Origin of the sequence: Roseburia sp. AF02-12, assembly GCF_003461765.1 — a bacterium.
GTDB classification, from domain to species: domain Bacteria; phylum Bacillota; class Clostridia; order Lachnospirales; family Lachnospiraceae; genus Roseburia_C; species Roseburia_C amylophila.
In genome coordinates this window covers 1,133,957-1,154,000 of the sequence record NZ_QTXS01000001.1, presented here as the reverse complement: position 1 = coordinate 1,154,000, position 20,044 = coordinate 1,133,957, and the positions used below count along the sequence as shown (strand labels likewise).

The window sequence follows — 20,044 nt, the reverse complement described above, 5'->3', positions numbered from 1 at the left end:
GTATTTTTATACAAGTATATTTTCATCCCACCCAGCCAAACTAAAACCATATCAAACTAACTGAAATTCTTAATATGATAAAGAATTCTCACCACGCACATTTTATGTTGACAACAGAAATGTAATTAGTTATGATAAACACAAGTTAGGAATAGCTAACTAGAGCGAAAGGAAAAGAAGATATGAGTACAGAAATTCTGGAAATTGTACAACAGATGGATTTACACAATGCAGAGACGCAGTTAGCGTTACAATGTGCCCCATTGATCGCAGGAGTAAAGATATCCAATCTCTTAGTCGTTTCAACAGGCATGGAGGATGCGGTAAAACAGTGCCTGAGAAAATCCGGAATTTCATTCCTGCTACTGCTCAGGACCAGGGAAAAAGCTCGTTACCTTCTTTTCCGGAAGAAACCGTTGGAGGCGTATCTGATGCGTAAAGAGATACGGGAGCTGCTGCAGGAGTCCGGTTATCAGGACTTTACGCTCGGAAATATTCTCAGCACGTTTCAGAAACGTTACCAGGGTTATATGTGCGGCGAGCCGGGCTTCCCTCATGAGATGGGAGTACTGCTTGGCTATCCGGTAGAAGATGTAAGAGGATTTATGGAACAGAATGGACAGAATGCACTCTATCAGGGTTACTGGAAAGTGTATGCACATGTTCCGGAAAAGAAACGTCTTTTCGCACGCTATGATATGGAAAAAGAGACCATCATCCAGCTTCTCTCCAATGGAGTGGGAATGCGGGACATCATTGGTATTTATAATGACAGCATGCCGCAGAAAGCGGCTGTTTAGGAGGTAGAAAAAATGAGTAAGATTCAGGTAGTTTATTGGACACAGTCAGGAAACACACAGGCAATGGCTGAGGCTGTTGGAAGAGGAATTGAAGCAGCTGGCAAAGAAGCAGAGGTTGTTGATGTAAGTACAGCTGATATGGATGCATTAAAAGCTTCTTCCGTATTTGCAATGGGATGTCCTGCAATGGGTGCAGAAGTCTTAGAAGAAGGCGAGATGGAGCCATTCGTTGAAGAAGTAGAAGGCTTTGCAGCAGGAAAGAAAATCGCATTATTCGGTTCTTACGGATGGGGCGATGGACAGTGGATGCGTGACTGGGTAGACCGTATGACAAGCGCAGGAGCAACCGTTGTAAATGGTGAAGGTGTGATTTGTCAGGAAGCACCGGATGACGATGCAGTCGCTGCATGCGAAAGCTTAGGCAAACAGTTAGCAGGAATGTAAATTCCAAAAACAAAATCATTTCCGTAGGGTACAAACAAATTGTATTATATATCATAACCAGAAGAAGTCTTGCAGAGTATGCAAGGCTTTTTCACTTTACAGGAAATTGCTTTCCTGTAAAGTGAAAAACGCTCCGCGAGGATGCGCACTGCGGCGTATAAGGTAGATGTCGCAAGCGACCGCCGCAGGCGCGAGAATGTGCCAGGGCACATTCTTTGTTACGTTTTGAAAACAGCTGCATATACTGATAAGAAGGACTGGAAACAGGTGAAAGAATGAAAGTATTGAATCCGGGAGAACGCTCCGTGCTGGTACAGTATGTGCAGCTGGCATTAAACCGTGCGGGATATGATATAAGGAAAGATGAAATTTTGGGAGAGAATACCTGCAGGGCATTGCGGCAGTTTTTAAGGAAAAAGGGCGGGGAAGAATTTAACTGTAAAATAGATGATGTAGTGTGGGGAAAGCTTTTCCCTTATTTAAAAGGATATACGATGCATGAAATAAAATCCGGTGATACATTATGGGGTATTGCGGCAAATTATGACACCAGTGTATCAGCGATTATGACAGCCAATCCAACAGTAAATCCGCTGGCACTGCGGACCGGAAGTATTCTTGCAATTCCATTCTCTTTTTCGCTTGTAGCAGAAGATGTGGCTTACACTTCTTATCTCAATGACTGGATATTGGAAGGGCTTACGGTACGCTATCCTTTCTTGGTTCAGGGAAATATTGGAAAAAGTGCGATGGGAAAGGAAATTCCCTATCTTCGGATTGGAACAGGAGAGCGGGAAGTCTTTTACAGTGGAGCATATCATGCCAACGAATGGATTACCACACCGGTCCTGCTTAAATTTGCGGAAGAATATGCCCATGCATTTGCAGCGGGACGCATGCTTTATACTGTGCAGGCGGCATGGCTTTTTTATGGATTTTCCCTGTATCTTGTTCCCCTGGTAAACCCGGATGGCGTGGATTTAGTGAATGGAGTATTAGAAGAGGGTGCATCCTTAGAAGAGGCAGAGCGCATTGCAGCTGATTATCCGAAGATTCCATTTCCGAATGGATGGAAAGCCAATATAGAAGGAATTGATTTGAATCTGCAATTTCCGGCGGGCTGGGAAAATGCCAGAAACATTAAATTTGCCATGGGATTTACAACACCGGCACCAAGAGATTATGTGGGAGAGGCTCCCCTTGTGGCACCGGAAAGCCGCAGTGTCTATGAATTTACAAGAGCCCATAATTTTTCGTTAATTCTGGCATATCATGCACAGGGAGAAGTGATTTACTGGCGGTATCTTGACTATGAACCGGCAGATTCCAGAAGAATTGCAGAATACTTTGGCGAGGTCAGCGGATACCGGGTGGAAGAGACACCATCTGCGTCGGGTTATGCTGGTTTCAAAGACTGGTTTATTCAGGAATACAATCGTCCCGGCTATACCATTGAGGTGGGAATGGGTGTAAGCCCGCTTCCAATGAGCCAGTTTGCCGGAATCTATGAAGATAACCGTCTGATTTTAGAAGGCGGAATGACGGAACTTGTGCGATAACCGGGGATGTGTTATATTGTAGCAGAGAAAAGTTGAGGAAACTGGAGCGTAAGATGAACACAGCATACAGCTATGAGATACAGCCGCTGGATGAACATTCCATAAGCATAGAGCGTGTATATGGGACGACACCGGTTGTTGTAATTCCAGAACAGATAGATGGATTCACAGTAAAGAGAATAGGCGCATATTGTTTTTCGGAAAGCAAACATGTTCCGGCAGATGCCGTTACCATCGGCGAAGTGGACAGTTTTATGAAGGCATTATGTGGAAATGATATCGAAGAAATTTCTTTGCCGGATTCCGTGGAACAAATCGGGAATCTGGCATTTTATAATTGCCGCAAATTACGAACACTTACCTTGGGGCGTTTCTTAAAAGAATTAGGAAGCGATGCCTTTATGAACTGCCGGAGCTTAAAGCGGCTGGTGCTTCGTTCTTCCATGGAAGAAGCCAGTGGCGCACAGCTTATCTTAAATCAGGTTCGGGCTGATTTGGAAGTGGAATTTAAGGAAGCCTTATTTTTCTATCCGGAATATTACGATTCCTATGAAGAAATCGGACCGGCACATATATTTGCACTGAATATTGCGGGGGAAGGTTTCCGGGCAAGACAGTGTTTTCATGAGCGGATGGTAGATGCCGCCGCATACGATATGATATTTGAGCGGATCTGCATTGAGGAGAAGATGTGGACTGCAGCCAGAATGGCACTTTGCAGACTGGCATATCCGGTGGAATTAAAGGAAGAAGCCCGTGAACGTTATTTTTCTTATTTAAAAGAACATGCCAGTGAGGTATGTGATGTTTTGATTCAGAAAAAAGATTTAGCATTATTAGAGCTGATATGCCGGCTTCAGGTGGTGGAGCGGAGTGGAATCACTGCATTAATCGAGCAGGCGGCAGAAGCCGGCTGGGCAGAAGGCAGTGTCAGCTTAAGCAGCTGGCAGCAGAAATATTATAAGGAAGAAGCAGCTTCTTCCTGTTATGATATTGAGTGGTAAAAACAGCAGAAAATTAAGAAAATATGCAGTGGCAGAAAGGAGTAGAAGATGGCACATATTAAGACCCAGACCGAATGGGAAAATGATATGTCTGTAAAAATCTTGCAGCATGCAAGAAGTGAAATCTATCTGGATTTGCGATATCTTGATGTGGCACTTTCTGCATTGAAGCCTCAGGCAATGGAAGGCTTAGAGACAATGGCTACGGACGGAGAGAGTCTCTTTTTCTCAGCAGGACAGGTAATACGCGTATTCCGGAATAATCCGGCATTTATGAACCGGGCGTACCTGCACACGATATTGCACTGTATTTTTTCACACTTATTTTTAAAAGGAAACAGAGATACGAAGCTTTGGAATCTTGCCTGCGATATTGTAGTGGAGCAGACCATTGACGGCATGGACAAGCCCTGTACCAGGCGCGCATTAAGCTTTCTGCGGCAGCAGACCTATGAAGCGTTGAAGGGTGAGGGGCGGATTTCAGCAGCAGTGGTATACCGCTGGCTGCGGGGAAAATCCATGGAAGAGCTTCTTACCTTAAATCATGAATTTTATACGGATGACCACCGTTTCTGGAAAGAGGAAACCGGCAATGGCGCGGCATCTGCGGCCAGAAATAAATGGAATAAGATAGCAAGGCAGACCAGTATGGCGAAGAAGCGGCATGGAGATGAGCCGGAAAAGGGAGAAGAACTTCTGATGACACAGATCAGTGCTGCGAAAAGCCGCCGGAGTTATAAGGAATTTTTACAGAAATTTTCCATACTACAGGAAGAATTAAAATGCAATCCCGATGAGTATGATTTGAATTATTATACCTATGGGCTGCGGCTTTATAAGAATATGCCCCTGATAGAACCGGTGGAGAGCCGGGAAGTAAAGAAAATCCGGGAATTTGTAGTGGTGGTAGACACCAGTTATTCCACCAGCGGCAGTTTAATCAAAGGCTTTTTAAATGAGACATTTGGCATTTTATCCCAGCAGAACAGCTTCTTTCGAAGATGCAGAATCCGGATTATCCAGTGCGATGATAAAGTGGAAATGGATGAGGTAATCAGCAGTCAGGAAGAAATGGAGCGGCTGCTAAAAAGCTTTCAGGTAGTGGGCGGCGGAAATACAGATTTTCGACCGGCGTTTACTTATGTAAACCAACTAATCAAAGAAGGAAGTATCCGGCATCTGGATGGACTCTTGTACTTTACCGATGGCAAGGGCATTTATCCGGTAAAGAAGCCGGAATATAAGACCGCATTTTTATTCTTGGGAGCCTATGATGAGACGGCAGTACCACCATGGGCAATGCGGCTGCAACTGGAGCCGGGAGAGCTGGAACAGAATGCATGAGAGAAATAATATAGATTGGAAGAAAACAGATGAATATCAAACAGGCAAAGGAAGAAATCAAACATACCGTAACAGCATATTTGAAAAAGGATGATGAGGGCAGATATAAGATTCCTCTGATTCGTCAGAGACCGGTCTTATTAATGGGACCGCCGGGAATCGGCAAGACCCAGATTATGGAGCAGATTGCAGAGGAGTGCAAAATCGGACTGGTAGCATATACGATTACCCATCATACCAGACAGAGTGCAGTGGGACTTCCTTTTATCAAAGAAATGGAATTTGCAGGCAAAGAGTATTCCATAACGGAATATACCATGAGTGAGATTATTGCCAGCGTATACCGGAAAATCGAGGAAGGCTGTCCGGAAGGAATCCTTTTCATTGATGAGATTAACTGTGTGTCAGAGACACTGGCACCGACCATGTTACAGTTTTTGCAGTGCAAGACCTTTGGTAATCAGGCAGTGCCGGAGGGCTGGATTATTGTTGCAGCAGGCAATCCGCCGGAATACAATAAATCGGTGCGGGAATTTGATATGGTAACCTTGGACCGTGTCCGCTGTATGCAGGTAGAGGCAGACCTTGGTGTTTGGAAAGCTTATGCCAGATCAAGACATATCCATGGTGCAATTTTAAGCTATCTTGAGCTTCGTCCAAAGAATTTCTACCGGGTGGAAGCAGATGTAGACGGCTTGCAGTTTGTCACAGCAAGAGGCTGGGAGGACTTAAGCATTTTGATGCAGACCTATGAAGAAATGGGGCTTCCGGTAGATGAAACCGTTGTAGGAGAATTTTTACACCATAAGGATGTGGCAGAGGATGCGGCAGCATATTTTGATTTATACCAGAAATATAAGGATGACTATGGAATTCCGTTAATATTGGAAGGAAAGATTCGGCCGGAAGTATTTGCCCGGATTTATGATGCAGCTTTTGATGAAAGACTCAGCGTGGTCAATCTTTTGTTGGACGGATTACAGAATCTGTTCCGAAGCTATGGAAAAGAAAAGGCTAAGACAGACCGCGACTTTGCAGCCTTGAAAGAGTACCGTAATTCCGAAGGGGCAAAGAAAGAAGTTTTTGAGGAAAAAAAGGCAGCCTTTGATATCCAGAGAAAGACATTAGAAACAATCGAAGAAAAGACCGCAGCAGCCTTAGAGCATGCGTTTGATTTTATGGAGCAGGCATTTGAGGGCGGCCAGGAAATGGTGGTATTTGTAACAGATCTTGCTACCGTGGCAGAATCCGCAAGATTCTTAGCCGAGCACAACTGCGACCGCTATTTACAGTATAATCAGGAACTGCTGATTGGAAGCAAGCGGGCAGAGCTTTTAGCCGAGCTGAACCGGGACTAGTTGTACAGCGTAAAAAAATGTCAGAAAGGATACCTTTAAATATGAAGAAGCTGGTAATCGGAATTCTTGCACATGTAGATGCAGGAAAGACAACATTATCGGAAAGTATGTTGTATACAAGCGGAAGCATACGCCATCTGGGAAGAGTGGATAATAAGGATGCATATCTTGACAATAATGCCATGGAGCGGGAGCGTGGAATTACGATTTTCTCAAAGCAGGCAGAATTTTCCTGGAAAGATATGGCAATCACTTTATTGGATACACCGGGGCATGTGGACTTTTCTGCGGAGATGGAGCGGACCCTTAAAGTGCTTGATTATGCAGTGCTGGTCATCAGCGGAGCCGATGGTGTGCAGGGACATACCAGAACGCTGTGGCGTCTGTTAAAACTTTATCAGGTTCCGGTATTCTTATTTATCAATAAAATGGATCAGCCGGGAGCGGATAAAGAGGCTCTTTTATGGGAAATCAAGGAGCATTTGGACAGCAACTGCATTGACTTTACACAGGAGCAGAACGAAGGCTTCTATGAAGAGGCGGCTATGTGCGAAGAAGCAGCCATGGAGAAATTCTTATCGGAAGGAAGTCTTGCATCCAATGACCTTGCACAAATGATTGCAAAGAGGGAACTTTTCCCCTGCTATTTTGGCTCTGCATTAAAGGTGCAGGGTGTGGAAGAACTGTTAGACGGGCTTTACGAATATGGCAGGACACCTCAGTATCCGGATAAATTTGGTGCTAAAATCTTTAAGATTGCAAGAGAAGAACAGGGAAACCGGCTGACTTATCTTAAAGTGACCGGAGGAACTCTTCGTGTAAAGGACATGCTTAATGGCAAAGCCGGAGAAGAAGAGTGGGCGGAAAAGGTCAATCAGATCCGTATTTATTCCGGAGAAAAATATGAGGCAGTATCCGAGGCGGCAGCAGGTACAGTCTGTGCAGTTACGGGGCTTACGAAGACTTATCCGGGTGAAGGGCTTGGTATAGAAGAAGAATCAATTCTTCCGGTCTTAGAACCGGTACGCAGCGTGAAAATGGTTCTGCCGGGGGAAGTTCCGGTGGCGGTCATGCTGCCAAAATTAAAGCAGTTAGAGGAAGAAAATCCGGAATTGCATATTGTATACCGGGAAGAAACCGGAGAGATTATCGTAAAGCTGATGGGTGAAGTGCAGCTTGAAATCCTGCAGAAATTAATCAAAGAACGTTACGGAGTTGTGGCGGAATTTGGAGAAGAGAAGATTATCTATAAAGAAACCATCCGCAATACCGTAGAAGGAGTCGGACATTTTGAACCACTGCGCCATTATGCGGAAGTACATCTTCTGTTAGAGCCGGGTGAGCGCGGAAGCGGACTGTGTTTTCAGACAGACTGCAGTGAAGATATTTTAGATAAGAACTGGCAGCGGCTGATACTGACCCATCTTGCAGAGCGGGAACATAAGGGCGTATTAACCGGTTCTGCCATTACTGATATGAAGATTACCGTAGTGTCCGGCCGGGCACATCCAAAGCATACCGAAGGCGGCGATTTCAGGCAGGCAACTTACCGGGCGGTAAGGCAGGGGCTGATGGAAGCAGATTCTGTATTGTTAGAGCCATATTATGCATTCCGTCTGGAAATACCGGAAGAATGTCTGGGTCGTGCAATGCATGATATGGAGCAGCGTAACAGCAGAATGGACGCTCCGCAGATAGAAAATGGAATGGCACTGCTCACCGGAAGCGGTCCGGTATCGAAGCTTTCGGATTATCAGAAGGAATTAAATACCTATGCCAAAGGGCGTGGCAAATTCTTCTGCACATTGCAGGGCTACGAGGTGTGCCAGAATCAGGATGAGGTGGTAGAAGCTATCGGTTATCAGCCGGAGGCAGATTTATATAATACATCAGATTCTGTATTCTGTGCCCACGGAGCGGGCTATCTGGTGCCGTGGTATGAAGTAAAAGAGCACATGCATATGCCATCTGTTTTAGAAGAAGATGGCGGCACAAAAGAAGAACGGATAAAAGTCCACCGTCCCGGCGTAGTAGAGGATTGGGTAGATACCGATGAAATCGATGCTATTTTAGAAAAGACCTTCTATGCCAACCGGCAGGAAGGAAAACGCAAAAACGGTGTTGTGCGAAAACGCAAAGCAGAAAACAATGCACCAACCGTCCGTACTTACCACAAGCCGGAAAAACTGGAACGCTATCTACTGGTGGATGGCTACAATGTAATTTATGCCTGGAAGGATTTACATGAACTGGCAGAAGTGAATCTGGATGGAGCCAGAGGCAAATTGCAGGACATTCTCTGCAACTATCAGGGCATCTTTGGTGGCGAAGTCATTGTGGTGTTTGATGCATACCGCCTGACCGGACATAAGACAGAACAGTTGGACTATCACAATATCCATATTGTCTTTACCAAAGAGGCAGAGACAGCAGACCAGTATATCGAACGATTTGCCCACGAACATCACAATCATTATGATGTAACGGTTGCAACCTCCGATGGCTTAGAGCAGATGATTATCCGCGGCCAGGACTGCAAGCTGATATCTGCCCGGGAGTTTGAACAGGAAGTAAAACGGGCGAATAGCACCATGTGGGATAATTACCGGAATGGACAGAATATTTTCTGATAAATATTGCCATGGCATGGAAAAAAAGCTATGATAGAAAAAGAGTTTTACTCGGGTGATTACGATAGAGGAAAACAGGATGCAACCATTGTATCTGCCATTTGACAGATGTTTCTTTTGTAACAGGAAATGCCATCGTTCTAAGACACTGCATTTTGCTTTTGTGATTTAGCCGGTCTTTCCAATGTTTGACAAGATATCTGTACGGTGCGCCGGAATGCGGATGCATGAAGCAGGCTGTTAGGGGCACTTGGAATTTCGTCGGCAAACCGGCAACACTGGCACAGGGATGTGCCAGTGAGGCGCATCTTAAGCATGGATGCGAATATGCGCCGGTTGCCGGACGAATTCGTAACTTTATCGAAATTCTTAGTGCCCCTTGCAGGCTTGCTGTGGCATCCGCCTCCGGCGGACAGTGCAGATATCCCGTCAAAGCAGGCGGAAAGACAGTCTACTACAAGCAAAATGCGTATCTAAGAACGATAGGACATTTCCTGTTCATCAAAAGAAAACATCGTTAAATAGCAGTAACAATTGTTTGGTCGTTGTTTTGCATTATCGTAATCACCCGAACAGAATCATTTCGAACAGAAGGAGAGAAGACATGGAAGGAAAAGGAAGAATAACAGGACATACAGGATTATTGGCATTGATCGGTTCCCCGGTAGGACACTCAGGCTCCCCGGCAATGTATAACTATAGCTTTGAAAAATTAGGATTAGACTATGCATACGTAGCATTCGATATAAAAGTAGAAGAAGTAAAGGCAGCCTTGGATGCCATGCGCCTTTTCCACATGCGTGGCTGCAATGTAACGATGCCATGTAAGACAGAAACTGCAAAATATATGGATGAGCTTTCACCGGCAGCCCGGATTATCGGAGCAGTCAATACCATAGTAAATGAAGATGGAAAATTAATCGGACATATGACAGACGGTGAAGGATTTGTAGGCAATTTAAGAGACCATGGAATTGAGATAAAAGGAAAGAAAATCACAGTAGCAGGAGGCGGCGGAGCAGCCACTGCCATTCAGGTACAGTGTGCGCTGGACGGGGCAAGAGAAATCAGCATTTTCAATATCAAAGATGACTTCTTCGAAAGAACACTGGAAACAGCAGAGAAGATTAGAAAAGAAGTGCCGGGCATTGTGGTAAATGTGTATGACATTGCAGATACTGCAAAGATGACAGAAGAGATTCAAAGCTCTGACATTTTTGCCAATGCAACAATCGTTGGAATGAAACCGATGGAAAAAGAAAGCGTTGTGAAAGATACATCCGCATTCCGTCCGGGACTGGTGGTTGCAGATGCCGTTTATAATCCGGAAGAGACAAGATTACTCCGGGAAGCAAAAGAAGCAGGCTGCACCTGCCTCAATGGAAAAGGAATGTTACTGTGGCAGGGTGTTGCTGCATTCCGCCTGTACACCGGAGAAGAGATGCCGGTACGGGAAGTAAAAGAGAAGTTTTTCCAGTAGGATAAGGAGTAAGAAATGGAGCAGACGGTAGTCAGAATCAGGACATTGGAAATCGGAAGCGGAATGCCAAAGATTTGTGTTCCGGTTGTAGGAAAGACGGAAAAAGAAATATTAGAGGGCGCAGAGCGGGCGAAGGCTGCAAAACCGGATCTGGTGGAATTTCGTGTGGACTGGTATGAAGAAGCTGCAGACAGTAAAAAAGTAGTCGCACTGTTAGAAAAGCTTCGCAAATGTTTGGGAGAACTGCCGGTTTTATTTACCTTCCGAAGCAGCAGGGAAGGCGGAGAAGCTGCCTTAAGCGACGGAGCATATCAAAGCTTAAATGAAGCTGCAATTGCATCCGGGTTTGTGGACTGCGTGGATGTGGAATTATTTTCCGGGGATGCTGTTGTAAAGGCAGTAGTAGCGGCAGCACATAGCAATAATGTAAAAGTCATTGCATCCAATCATGATTTTGAAAAAACACCGGCAGCAGAAGAACTCCTTGCCAGACTTCAGAAAATGGAAGCACTTGGCGCAGATATTCCAAAGATTGCCGTTATGCCACAAAGCAGCAAGGATGTTTTAACACTGCTTACGGTAACGGAAAGCTGGAGGGAAACAGGGAAGACACCTGTTATTACCATGTCTATGGCAGGAAAGGGCTTAATCAGCCGTCTTTGCGGAGAAATCTTTGGCTCGGCAGTTACCTTTGGCGCAGCCGGAAAGAGCAGCGCACCGGGACAGATAGATGCAGAAGAACTGCGGCGGATATTGGAAATCATACATCAGAATAGCAATAGACAGTAAAAATAATAGAGAAGAATTTTAATCGATATTTGGAATCATACATATGGAAAGGAATTAGAAAATGGCAGAGAATATTTTTCTGATTGGATTTATGGGAGCCGGGAAAAGCACCATAGCAAAAGTATTAAAAGAGAAATTAAATGTTCCTCTTTGCGAAATGGATGAAATGATTGCAGAGCAGCAGAAAATGGCTATCTCTGACATTTTTGCACAGTATGGTGAAATACATTTCAGAGATTTGGAGACACAGCTTGTAAAAGATATTTCAGAAAAAGACGGTGTCATCGTATCCTGCGGTGGCGGTGCAGTGCTGCGGGAAGAAAATGTATCTTTTATGAAAGAAAATGGCAGAATCGTTCTTTTGTCTGCTACACCGGAAACCATTTATGAGAGAGTCCGCTACAGCAAGGACCGCCCGATTTTAAATGGCCATATGAATGTGGAGTACATCCGTGAACTGATGGAAAAACGCCGTAGCCGTTATGAAAGTGTTGCAGACCTTGCGGTGGCAACAGACGGCAGGAGTGCAGAGACAATCGCAGATGAGATTATTGCAAAGTTAAGAGAAGCATAATGGAAATGAGAGAGTATATAGAAGCAATCGCAGAAAGCTGCAGGAAGCTGATTATCAGTAAGCCTGCCACAAAGCAGGAAGAGTATCGTAAAATTATCGTGCAGAAAAAGGAAGCCTTTTTCCAGATGGAAAAATATACGGACAAGCAGGTATTTCATGAGAATCTGTCCGTAGAAGAATTAGAGGCAGCATTGGAAGAACTGATGCAGAATCATTTTCGCCAGCTCAATGGATTTGATACAGAAGCAGAGCATATTCTTCTGGTATCCAAAAAGGGAGTGCCATCTTATAAAAGGAAAAAGCTGCAGAATGCAGTAAATGAGACTGCAACCCATAACCGGAAGAAAAATTATCTCTTAGAAGAAGGTAAGGTCATTCCGCCGTTGGTGGATATGGGAATTTTTACCACAGAGGGTAAAATTGTCCGTACCATGTATGATAAGTTTAAGCAGATTAACCGTTTTATTGAAATCATCGATGATTATGTGAAGGACTGTAAAAAAGAGAAACTTCATATCATTGATTTCGGCTGCGGTAAGTCCTATCTTACTTTTATTATGTACTACTACTTTACGGAAGTGCGCAAGATTCCGGTAGAGATTGTGGGATTGGATTTAAAGAAAGATGTCATAGAAAAATGTAATCAGGCAGCAAAAAAATACGGATATGACACCCTGCATTTTGAACTGGGAGATATCAATGGCTACAAAGCACCGTTCCCGGTGGATATTGTAGTATCTTTGCATGCCTGCGATACCGCAACGGATTTTGCCTTATACAATGCCATCAGCTGGGATGCGGAAATGATTTTCTCCGTGCCATGCTGCCAGCATGAATTAAATGAGCAGATGGAGAGCGAAAAGCTGCATCTGATGACCCGTTATGGCATTATCAAAGAGCGTTTTGCAGCACTGACAACGGATGCAATCCGTGCCAACCTCTTAGAGTGCTGCGGATACAAGAGCCAGGTCTTAGAATTTGTGGATTTGTCCCATACGCCAAAGAATCTTCTGATCCGGGCGAGAAAGGCAAAGATTTCAAAGGAGCATAAGCAGAAGCTTTTAAAAGAAGTGGATGCCATGTGCGAAGAATTCCAGCTAAAACCGTTACTCTACGGATTACTGCAAGTGGATGAAGGGAGAAATACGGATGCATTCAGAACAGGAAAATAATAGTTTCCCGGCAGAGTTTTTAGAGAGAATGAAAGAAATGTTAGGGGAAGAGTACCCGGCATTTTTCGAAAGCTTAGGGCAGGAGCGGCAGCAGTCGTTCCGGATTAATACAGGGAAAACCAGTGTATCAGAATTTTTACAACAGACAGATTGGAAGCTAAAACCGGTTCCATGGTGTGAGACCGGTTTTTATTATGGAAAAGAGATTCGTCCGGGAAAACATCCTTATCACAATGCCGGTGTGTATTATATTCAGGAGCCATCGGCAATGGTACCGGCAGAATGTCTTAAGGCACAGCCGGGGGATATCATCTTAGATCTCTGTGCAGCTCCCGGTGGAAAGAGTACCCAGATTGCGGCAGCTATGAAGGGGGAAGGAATCTTAATCTGTAATGAGATTCATCCGGCGAGAGCGAAGATTTTATCTGAAAATATAGAGCGGATGGGAATCAAAAACGCACTGGTATTAAATGAGACACCGGAGCATCTGTCAGAGCGTTTTCCAGGCTGCTTTGATAAAATCATGGTGGATGCACCATGTTCCGGGGAAGGCATGTTCCGGAAGAATGAAGAGGCCGGAAATGAGTGGAGCCTTGACAATGTGAAGCTGTGTGCCGACCGGCAGGACGGTATCTTAGACTGTGCGTATGAGATGTTAAGACCCGGCGGCAGGATGGTATATTCCACCTGCACCTTTGCACCGGAAGAGGATGAAGGGAGCGTGCACCGTTTCTTAGAACGTCATCCGGACTGCAAGATTGCAGAAGGAATTGACAGTGAAGGCTTCATTCATGACAAAGAAGGCTGCATCCGTCTGTTTCCGCATAAAATCGAAGGTGAAGGACATTTTGCAGCAGTGATAACGAAAGCAGGCGAAGGTTATGGCGGCTTTGGACTGACGGAAAAGGGCATAAAGGAAAAAGACTGCCCGGAATATCTTTCTTTTGTAAAAGAGAGTTTAAAAGAAAAACCTCAGGGAGCATTGCTTAAATTTGGAGAGCAGCTCTATCTGATGCCGGAAGGATTTCCTGCTTTAAAGGGGCTGAAGGTATTACGGCCGGGACTGCATCTTGGCACCTTAAAAAAGAACCGTTTTGAACCATCCCATGCACTGGCACTTGCCATGCAGCCACAAGAGGCATTTCATGTTGCCATGCTTTCTTCTGGCAGCCAGGAAATCAGACAGTATCTGATGGGACAGACTTTTTCATGGGGAGGAGAAAAGGGCTGGTATTTAATCTGCGTAGATGGCTACAGCATCGGCTGGGGCAAGCTGGCAGGTGGAATCATGAAGAATCATTATCCGAAAGGGCTTCGTATGGTGGATATTATCTGAAAAGAGAGAATCTGAAAAAAGCTGCTTAAAATAAAACAAAATTAAGGAAATATTAATAAACACCGGGAATATCTGCTTGTGATTTAAAGGAAAATCGAATATGATTATTAAGTCGGAAAAAATAGAAAGTTAGAAAATTATGTGTGAAGAGACAAAGTTGGGAAAATTTTATCAAAAATACATAGCAAAATGGATACCATCATACGGACCACTGCCATTGGCATGGTGTGCCATTTTTAATACCATTATTTATTGGGGCACCCAGAGGCTGATGGCAAATGCAAAGCATTATGACCTGACCAGCAATCTGGACAGGAGTATTCCTTTTGTAAAAGAGTGGATTATTCTGTATGTTTTATTTTTTGCGTTCAGTTTAATCAATTATATTCTGGTATCAAGAGAAGATAAGGAAACATTTTTCCGTTTTGCAACAGCGGATATGTTGTCAAGAGTAATCTGCTGTATCTTCTTTATATTGCTTCCAACCACGAATATTAGACCGGAAGTGACAGGGCATGATTTCTGCAGCTGGCTGGTGCGTTTTATCTATGCATCGGATGCACCGACGAATCTCTTTCCATCCATCCATTGTCTGGTAAGCTGGTTCTGCTTCATCGGGGTAAGAAAGAGCTGTAAGCTGCCAGGCTGGTACAAAGGATGTTCTTTTGTGATGGCAGCATTGATTTGTGCATCCACCCAGTTTACCAAACAGCATTATATGATTGACCTGGTAGCAGGCATTTTTCTGGCAGAATTCTGCTGGTTTGTATCAAAGCATACCGGAATGTACCGTCCGGTAATGAAAGTTTTTGATAAAATTGGAAGAAAGATATTTGGGGTGAAGCATTATGATGAGTAAGAAAAAAGGAATACTGAATGCAGTTTTTCTTATTACCGTATTTGCAATTACCATATATGCAATCTTTCATGGACAGGATTTAGGTGAATTGTTCGGCTATATCCGGAATACGGATTACCGGTACTGGCTTGTTGCGGTGGTCTGCGTGGTATTCTTTATCTGCAGTGAATCTGTTATCATATATTATATGATGCGAAGCATCCGGCAGAAGATAAAACTTATGCATTGTTTCCTGTATTCCTTTGTTGGATTCTTTTTCAGCTGTATTACACCATCGGCAACCGGAGGACAGCCGGCACAGATTTATTATATGAAAAAGGATAAGCTGTCCATACCGGTATCGACACTGGTTTTAATGATTGTAACCATTACTTATAAACTGGTGCTTGTGGTGATTGGCGCATTGGTTGTAATCATTCGTCCGGCACAGATTATGCATTATCTTGAGCCGGTGCTGGGATGGTGTTATCTGGGACTTTTATTAAATGTCTTTTGTGTGGCATTTATGATGTTTCTGGTTTTCCATCCGACACTGGCAGCTAATATGATGGATGCCATCATAAGAGGACTTGGCAAAATTCATCTGATGAAGCGTACTGAATATTACCGGGAAAAAATGGCGAATGCCATGAAGCAGTATCAGGATGTGGCAGGATATTTCCGTACCCATAAATTGGTCGTAACCAATGTATTTTTGATTACCGTAGTACAAAGACTGTTACTCTTTTTTGTAACATATCTGACCTGCCGTTCCTTCGGAATCGATGGAACTGGTATGGTAACCATTGTTGTATTACAGGGAATGATTTCCGTTGCGGTGGATATGCTTCCGTTACCGGGAGGAATGGGAATCAGTGAATCACTGTTTTTATCTATTTTTGCACCAATCTGCGGCACACTGACATTGCCGGCGATGGTGGTAAGCAGGGGACTCAGTTATTACACAGAATTAATTTTAAGCGCAGTTATGACAGTCGTAGCACATTTTACGATAGGAAGACCGCATAAACAGAAGAGGGAAGAAAGGTAGAGGGAAAAATGATAGGTTTTTATGATTATACAGTAGTACTTACATATATTAGTCTGATGTGTTCTGTTTTTGGAATTACTCAGGCAATTGGAGGACATTACAGAACAGCAATTATCTGTCTGGCATTATCCGGATTATTTGATATGTTTGATGGAAAGATTGCAAGAACCAAAAAGAACCGTACTGATGATGAAAAGTTATTTGGCGTTCAGATTGATTCCCTTTGCGATGTAGTCTGCTTTGGTGCGTTCCCGGCAGTAATCTGTTATGTGCTTGGTGTAAGAGGTATTCTTGGAACCATTGTTCTGGCATATTATTGTGTCTGCTCCGTGATTCGACTCGGATTCTTCAATGTGTTGGAAACCAACCGCCAGAGAGTAGAAGAGGGTGCCAATAAATATTATCACGGACTGCCGATTACAACGATGGCAATCGTACTGCCACTGGCATTTATGCTGAACTTTGTAATTGCAGAGCGTGAATTCAGTGTGTTACTACTCTTTGTTTTGGCAGTAGTTGGCACATTATTTATTGTAGATTTTAAATTGAAAAAGCCATCCAATGCATTTCTTGCAGTTTTGGTTATCCTTGTGGCATGTGCAGTAATTGCAATCTTCCTATTCTCAAAATATCATATTTCACTGTGCTTTCCGGGACTGGAGAATTCCATTTTAGATCGTCTGATGAGGTAGAAATTGTGTCAGATGAGACCAGCATTATGTTCAATGAGCCGGAAATGGGATGTAACGTGACAGAAAATGCGTAACATTTCCTGCAATGAGGAAAAATGAGGAGGAAACGAAGATGCGTTGTGTAGACCGGAAGGGAAATGAAATTGGTGAGAATGCAGCACAGGGCAGAGTGTTAAAGGCATTGTATGAGACGGCTGCCGGAAGAATTTTACTTGGAATTCTGGTGAAACCCTTTGTTTCCAAAGCAGGTGGATTCCTTTTGAACCAGCCGGTATCAAAGGCTGCAATTGCACCATTTATAAAAAAGAATCATATAAATATGACAGATTATGAGGAACGGGAATACCGTTCCTATAATGATTTTTTTACCAGAAAAATCAAGCCGGGACACCGGAAATTTGACCGTGTTAAGGAGAATTTCTGTGCACCCTGCGATAGCAGGCTCAGTATATATCCCATTACAGCAGAGGGAAAAGTCTGCGTCAAGGATACGGAATATACCATGGAGAGTCTTTTCCGTAGCAGGAAAATCGCCCGTCATTATGAGGGCGGAACCCTTTGCATTTTCCGCCTGACGGTAGATGATTATCATCATTACAGCTTTGTGGATGATGGCAGAATGGGGTACATCTATAGGATTCCGGGTGTTTTTCATACGGTAAATCCGCTGGCGGGAGAAATATATCCGATTTATAAGGAAAATACCAGAGAATTTTCTGTGCTGAAAAGTCAGCATTTTGGCAATATTTTAATGATGGAAGTGGGCGCACTTATGGTAGGCAGAATCTGTAATGAGAAAGAAAACTGCCCGGTGCACCGTGGAGAAGAAAAAGGTAAATTTGAATTTGGCGGTTCTACGGTAATTTTGTGTCTGGAAAAAGACAGGGTAGAACTGGACGCAGATATTGTGTATAATTCCAATAAAGGAGTCGAGACGAAAGTCCGGCAGGGGGAAAAGATTGGAAGGATGTCAGAATGGAAGCGCATGAAGTATTAGAACAGGTGAAAAGCGGAAAGATGACCGTAGAAGAAGCGGAGCAGTTTTTTAAAAGGGAACCGTTTGAAGAGATGGGCTATGCAAAGATAGACAGCCATCGGAAAATGCGTTCCGGTTTTGCAGAAGTGGTATTCTGTCAGGGAAAACGGGATGAGTTTCTTCTTGAAATCTTTCAGAGAATATACAAGGATGAAGGCGAGGTCATGGGAACCAGGGCGTCTTTGGCACAGTATGAGCTGTTGCACAAGGAATTACCGCAGGTTACCTATGACCCTGTTTCTCGTGTATTAAAAATTGAAAAAAAGGATAAAAAACGCAGTGGACTGATAGCAGTATGTACGGCTGGAACGGCAGATATTGCAGTGGCAGAAGAGGCTGCGCAGACGGCAGAGTTTTTCGGAGCCAATGTGGAACGTATTTATGATGTGGGAGTCAGTGGAATTCACCGTCTCCTTTCAAGGCTTGAGGTAATCCAGAAAGCCAACTGTGTTGTTGCAGTGGCTGGCATGGAAGGAGCACTGGCAAGTGTTTTAGGCGGACTGGTAAGCAGGCCGGTAATCGGTGTACCAACCTCCGTAGGCTATGGAGCGAATATGGGAGGCATTTCTGCATTGCTTACCATGATTAATTCCTGTGCCAATGGTGTTGCAGTGGTAAATATTGATAATGGTTATGGTGCAGGCTATCTTGCAACACAGATAAACAGACTGGGGGTACATGATGAAGAAGCGTAGTTTATATCTGGACTGCCATACCGGAATCAGTGGTGATATGGTAGTGGCAGCTTTACTGGATGCAGGAGCAGACAGAGAAGTCTTAGAAACTGTTTTAAGGAGCATTCCGGTATCCGGCTTTGAAATTGCAATCAGCAGAGTACAAAAGGCAGCCCTGTCGGCATGTGATTTTAGGGTCATCTTAGATGCCGCCCATGAGAATCATGATCATGATATGAAGTATCTTTTTGGACAGGAAGAATCCCATACCCATGGGGAACATCATCATCACGAACACCGCGGTCTGACGGAAATTTATTCCATAATCGATGGCACGAATATGCTTGATAGTGCCAGGACACTTGCTAAGAAAATATTTAGGATTTTAGCAGAAGCGGAAGCAAAAGCCCATGGTGTTCCGGTGGAAGAAGTACATTTTCATGAAGTGGGAGCCTTGGATTCAATCGTAGATATTATTGCAGCGGCAGTTTGTGTTGATAATCTTGGAGTAGATGAGGTCATTATTCCTGCCCTGTGGGAAGGGGAAGGAACGGTGCGCTGTCAGCATGGAATCCTGCCGGTTCCGGTTCCGGCAGTGACTAACATAGTGATGGAATATGGAATCCTGCTTGGAAAAATCGGTGAACCGAGAGAATATGTGACTCCGACAGGGGCAGCAATTGCAGCGGCTATCTGTACGTCAAGAGAGCTGCCGGAATGTTACCGGATTGTGGGAAACGGACTGGGCGCCGGAAAGCGGGACTATAAGCGGCCGGGACTGCTCCGGGCATTGTTGCTGGAAACAGAAGAACCGGTCTATGAAAGTGATTCTATTTTAAAACTGGAATGTAATATCGATGACTGTACCGGGGAAGCACTGGGCTATGCCATGGAGCTTTTACTGGAAAATGGCGCAAGAGATGTCCATTATATACCGGTCTATATGAAGAAAAACCGCCCGGCATATCAGTTGACAGTAATCTGCAGGAAAGAAGACCGGGAAAAATTAGAAGCAATTATATTTCGTGAGACAACAACCATTGGAATCCGCTATGTAGAAATGGTGCGGACGATTCTGCCAAGAAGGACAGAAAAGCGGCAGACCTCCTATGGTGAGGTGGCGGTTAAAATATGTGAGGGTGAAGGAGAAGTGCGTATTACTCCGGAGTATGAATCCATCCGGGAGGTATGCAGAGAGAGAGGACTTCCTTTTCAGAAGGTATATGATGATGTATTGCAGGAGTTGAAATAAGGATATGAAAA

Annotated in this window: 19 protein-coding genes; all 19 read left to right on the top strand. The window is 44.2% G+C overall.

Annotation, left to right across the window (positions count from 1 at the left end):
- Positions 1-182: 182 nt before the first annotated feature.
- Complete coding sequence (locus tag DV740_RS05680) at positions 183-800, top strand: DUF3793 family protein (protein WP_117842031.1); 618 nt, start codon at positions 183-185, stop codon at positions 798-800.
- A gap of 12 nt (positions 801-812) precedes the next feature.
- Positions 813-1,244, top strand: coding sequence for a flavodoxin (locus DV740_RS05675; protein ID WP_022243985.1), 432 nt, complete (start codon positions 813-815; stop codon positions 1,242-1,244).
- 275 nt (positions 1,245-1,519) lie between these two features.
- The gene (locus DV740_RS05670) at positions 1,520-2,803 is read left to right on the top strand and encodes a M14 family metallopeptidase (RefSeq protein WP_118087602.1); all 1,284 of its coding nucleotides are present in this window, start codon (positions 1,520-1,522) and stop codon (positions 2,801-2,803) included.
- A 53-nt stretch (positions 2,804-2,856) separates the two neighbouring features.
- On the top strand, positions 2,857-3,807 hold the full coding sequence (locus tag DV740_RS05665; protein ID WP_118087601.1) for a leucine-rich repeat domain-containing protein: 951 nt from the start codon (positions 2,857-2,859) through the stop codon (positions 3,805-3,807).
- A gap of 48 nt (positions 3,808-3,855) precedes the next feature.
- Positions 3,856-5,151: a vWA domain-containing protein gene (locus tag DV740_RS05660; RefSeq protein ID WP_118087600.1), complete on the top strand. Its 1,296-nt coding sequence runs from the start codon at positions 3,856-3,858 to the stop codon at positions 5,149-5,151.
- Between the two features lie 29 nt (positions 5,152-5,180).
- Positions 5,181-6,509 (top strand): AAA family ATPase, encoded by a 1,329-nt coding sequence (locus DV740_RS05655; RefSeq protein ID WP_118087599.1) that lies wholly within the window; start codon positions 5,181-5,183, stop codon positions 6,507-6,509.
- Positions 6,510-6,550: 41 nt separating this feature from the next.
- Entirely contained in the window at positions 6,551-9,139 is a 2,589-nt protein-coding gene (locus DV740_RS05650) for a translation factor GTPase family protein (RefSeq protein WP_118087598.1), read from the top strand.
- 227 nt (positions 9,140-9,366) lie between these two features.
- On the top strand, positions 9,367-9,660 hold the full coding sequence (locus DV740_RS05645) for a hypothetical protein (RefSeq protein ID WP_118087597.1): 294 nt from the start codon (positions 9,367-9,369) through the stop codon (positions 9,658-9,660).
- 83 nt (positions 9,661-9,743) lie between these two features.
- Positions 9,744-10,619 carry a shikimate dehydrogenase gene (aroE, locus tag DV740_RS05640; RefSeq protein ID WP_118087596.1) on the top strand — a complete coding sequence of 292 codons (876 nt, stop codon included), beginning with the start codon at positions 9,744-9,746 and terminating at the stop codon, positions 10,617-10,619.
- A gap of 15 nt (positions 10,620-10,634) precedes the next feature.
- The gene (aroD, locus tag DV740_RS05635) at positions 10,635-11,408 is read left to right on the top strand and encodes a type I 3-dehydroquinate dehydratase (protein WP_118087595.1); all 774 of its coding nucleotides are present in this window, start codon (positions 10,635-10,637) and stop codon (positions 11,406-11,408) included.
- Positions 11,409-11,469: 61 nt separating this feature from the next.
- Positions 11,470-11,982, top strand: coding sequence for a shikimate kinase (locus DV740_RS05630; protein WP_118087594.1), 513 nt, complete (start codon positions 11,470-11,472; stop codon positions 11,980-11,982).
- Positions 11,982-13,154 (top strand): class I SAM-dependent methyltransferase, encoded by a 1,173-nt coding sequence (locus DV740_RS05625; RefSeq protein WP_330415592.1) that lies wholly within the window; start codon positions 11,982-11,984, stop codon positions 13,152-13,154. Before DV740_RS05630 ends, DV740_RS05625 begins: the two co-directional genes overlap by 1 nt.
- Positions 13,132-14,490 carry an RsmF rRNA methyltransferase first C-terminal domain-containing protein gene (locus tag DV740_RS05620; protein ID WP_118087593.1) on the top strand — a complete coding sequence of 453 codons (1,359 nt, stop codon included), beginning with the start codon at positions 13,132-13,134 and terminating at the stop codon, positions 14,488-14,490. Before DV740_RS05625 ends, DV740_RS05620 begins: the two co-directional genes overlap by 23 nt.
- A gap of 157 nt (positions 14,491-14,647) precedes the next feature.
- Positions 14,648-15,349 carry a phosphatase PAP2 family protein gene (locus DV740_RS05615; protein ID WP_158561523.1) on the top strand — a complete coding sequence of 234 codons (702 nt, stop codon included), beginning with the start codon at positions 14,648-14,650 and terminating at the stop codon, positions 15,347-15,349.
- Entirely contained in the window at positions 15,339-16,379 is a 1,041-nt protein-coding gene (locus DV740_RS05610) for a lysylphosphatidylglycerol synthase transmembrane domain-containing protein (RefSeq protein ID WP_118087591.1), read from the top strand. The genes DV740_RS05615 and DV740_RS05610 overlap by 11 nt, the downstream gene beginning before the upstream one ends.
- A gap of 8 nt (positions 16,380-16,387) precedes the next feature.
- Positions 16,388-17,071: a CDP-alcohol phosphatidyltransferase family protein gene (locus tag DV740_RS05605; protein WP_117842020.1), complete on the top strand. Its 684-nt coding sequence runs from the start codon at positions 16,388-16,390 to the stop codon at positions 17,069-17,071.
- 112 nt (positions 17,072-17,183) lie between these two features.
- A complete protein-coding gene (locus tag DV740_RS05600) occupies positions 17,184-18,068 on the top strand; it encodes a phosphatidylserine decarboxylase (RefSeq protein ID WP_118087590.1) in 885 nt (294 codons plus the stop codon).
- Positions 18,047-18,802: a nickel pincer cofactor biosynthesis protein LarB gene (larB, locus tag DV740_RS05595; RefSeq protein ID WP_118087589.1), complete on the top strand. Its 756-nt coding sequence runs from the start codon at positions 18,047-18,049 to the stop codon at positions 18,800-18,802. The genes DV740_RS05600 and larB overlap by 22 nt, the downstream gene beginning before the upstream one ends.
- Entirely contained in the window at positions 18,789-20,033 is a 1,245-nt protein-coding gene (gene larC, locus DV740_RS05590) for a nickel pincer cofactor biosynthesis protein LarC (protein WP_118087588.1), read from the top strand. Before larB ends, larC begins: the two co-directional genes overlap by 14 nt.
- The last annotated feature ends 11 nt before the right edge of the window (positions 20,034-20,044 follow it).

Bases quoted from the DNA above. Each gene is read 5' to 3' on its own strand.
- DV740_RS05680 (WP_117842031.1), top strand. From the start codon at position 183: ATGAGTACAGAAATTCTGGAAATTGTACAACAGATGGATTTACACAAT.
- DV740_RS05675 (WP_022243985.1), top strand. From the start codon at position 813: ATGAGTAAGATTCAGGTAGTTTATTGGACACAGTCAGGAAACACACAG.
- DV740_RS05670 (WP_118087602.1), top strand. From the start codon at position 1,520: ATGAAAGTATTGAATCCGGGAGAACGCTCCGTGCTGGTACAGTATGTG.
- DV740_RS05665 (WP_118087601.1), top strand. From the start codon at position 2,857: ATGAACACAGCATACAGCTATGAGATACAGCCGCTGGATGAACATTCC.
- DV740_RS05660 (WP_118087600.1), top strand. From the start codon at position 3,856: ATGGCACATATTAAGACCCAGACCGAATGGGAAAATGATATGTCTGTA.
- DV740_RS05655 (WP_118087599.1), top strand. From the start codon at position 5,181: ATGAATATCAAACAGGCAAAGGAAGAAATCAAACATACCGTAACAGCA.
- DV740_RS05650 (WP_118087598.1), top strand. From the start codon at position 6,551: ATGAAGAAGCTGGTAATCGGAATTCTTGCACATGTAGATGCAGGAAAG.
- DV740_RS05645 (WP_118087597.1), top strand. From the start codon at position 9,367: ATGAAGCAGGCTGTTAGGGGCACTTGGAATTTCGTCGGCAAACCGGCA.
- aroE (WP_118087596.1), top strand. From the start codon at position 9,744: ATGGAAGGAAAAGGAAGAATAACAGGACATACAGGATTATTGGCATTG.
- aroD (WP_118087595.1), top strand. From the start codon at position 10,635: ATGGAGCAGACGGTAGTCAGAATCAGGACATTGGAAATCGGAAGCGGA.
- DV740_RS05630 (WP_118087594.1), top strand. From the start codon at position 11,470: ATGGCAGAGAATATTTTTCTGATTGGATTTATGGGAGCCGGGAAAAGC.
- DV740_RS05625 (WP_330415592.1), top strand. From the start codon at position 11,982: ATGGAAATGAGAGAGTATATAGAAGCAATCGCAGAAAGCTGCAGGAAG.
- DV740_RS05620 (WP_118087593.1), top strand. From the start codon at position 13,132: ATGCATTCAGAACAGGAAAATAATAGTTTCCCGGCAGAGTTTTTAGAG.
- DV740_RS05610 (WP_118087591.1), top strand. From the start codon at position 15,339: ATGATGAGTAAGAAAAAAGGAATACTGAATGCAGTTTTTCTTATTACC.
- DV740_RS05605 (WP_117842020.1), top strand. From the start codon at position 16,388: ATGATAGGTTTTTATGATTATACAGTAGTACTTACATATATTAGTCTG.
- DV740_RS05600 (WP_118087590.1), top strand. From the start codon at position 17,184: ATGCGTTGTGTAGACCGGAAGGGAAATGAAATTGGTGAGAATGCAGCA.
- larB (WP_118087589.1), top strand. From the start codon at position 18,047: ATGGAAGCGCATGAAGTATTAGAACAGGTGAAAAGCGGAAAGATGACC.
- larC (WP_118087588.1), top strand. From the start codon at position 18,789: ATGAAGAAGCGTAGTTTATATCTGGACTGCCATACCGGAATCAGTGGT.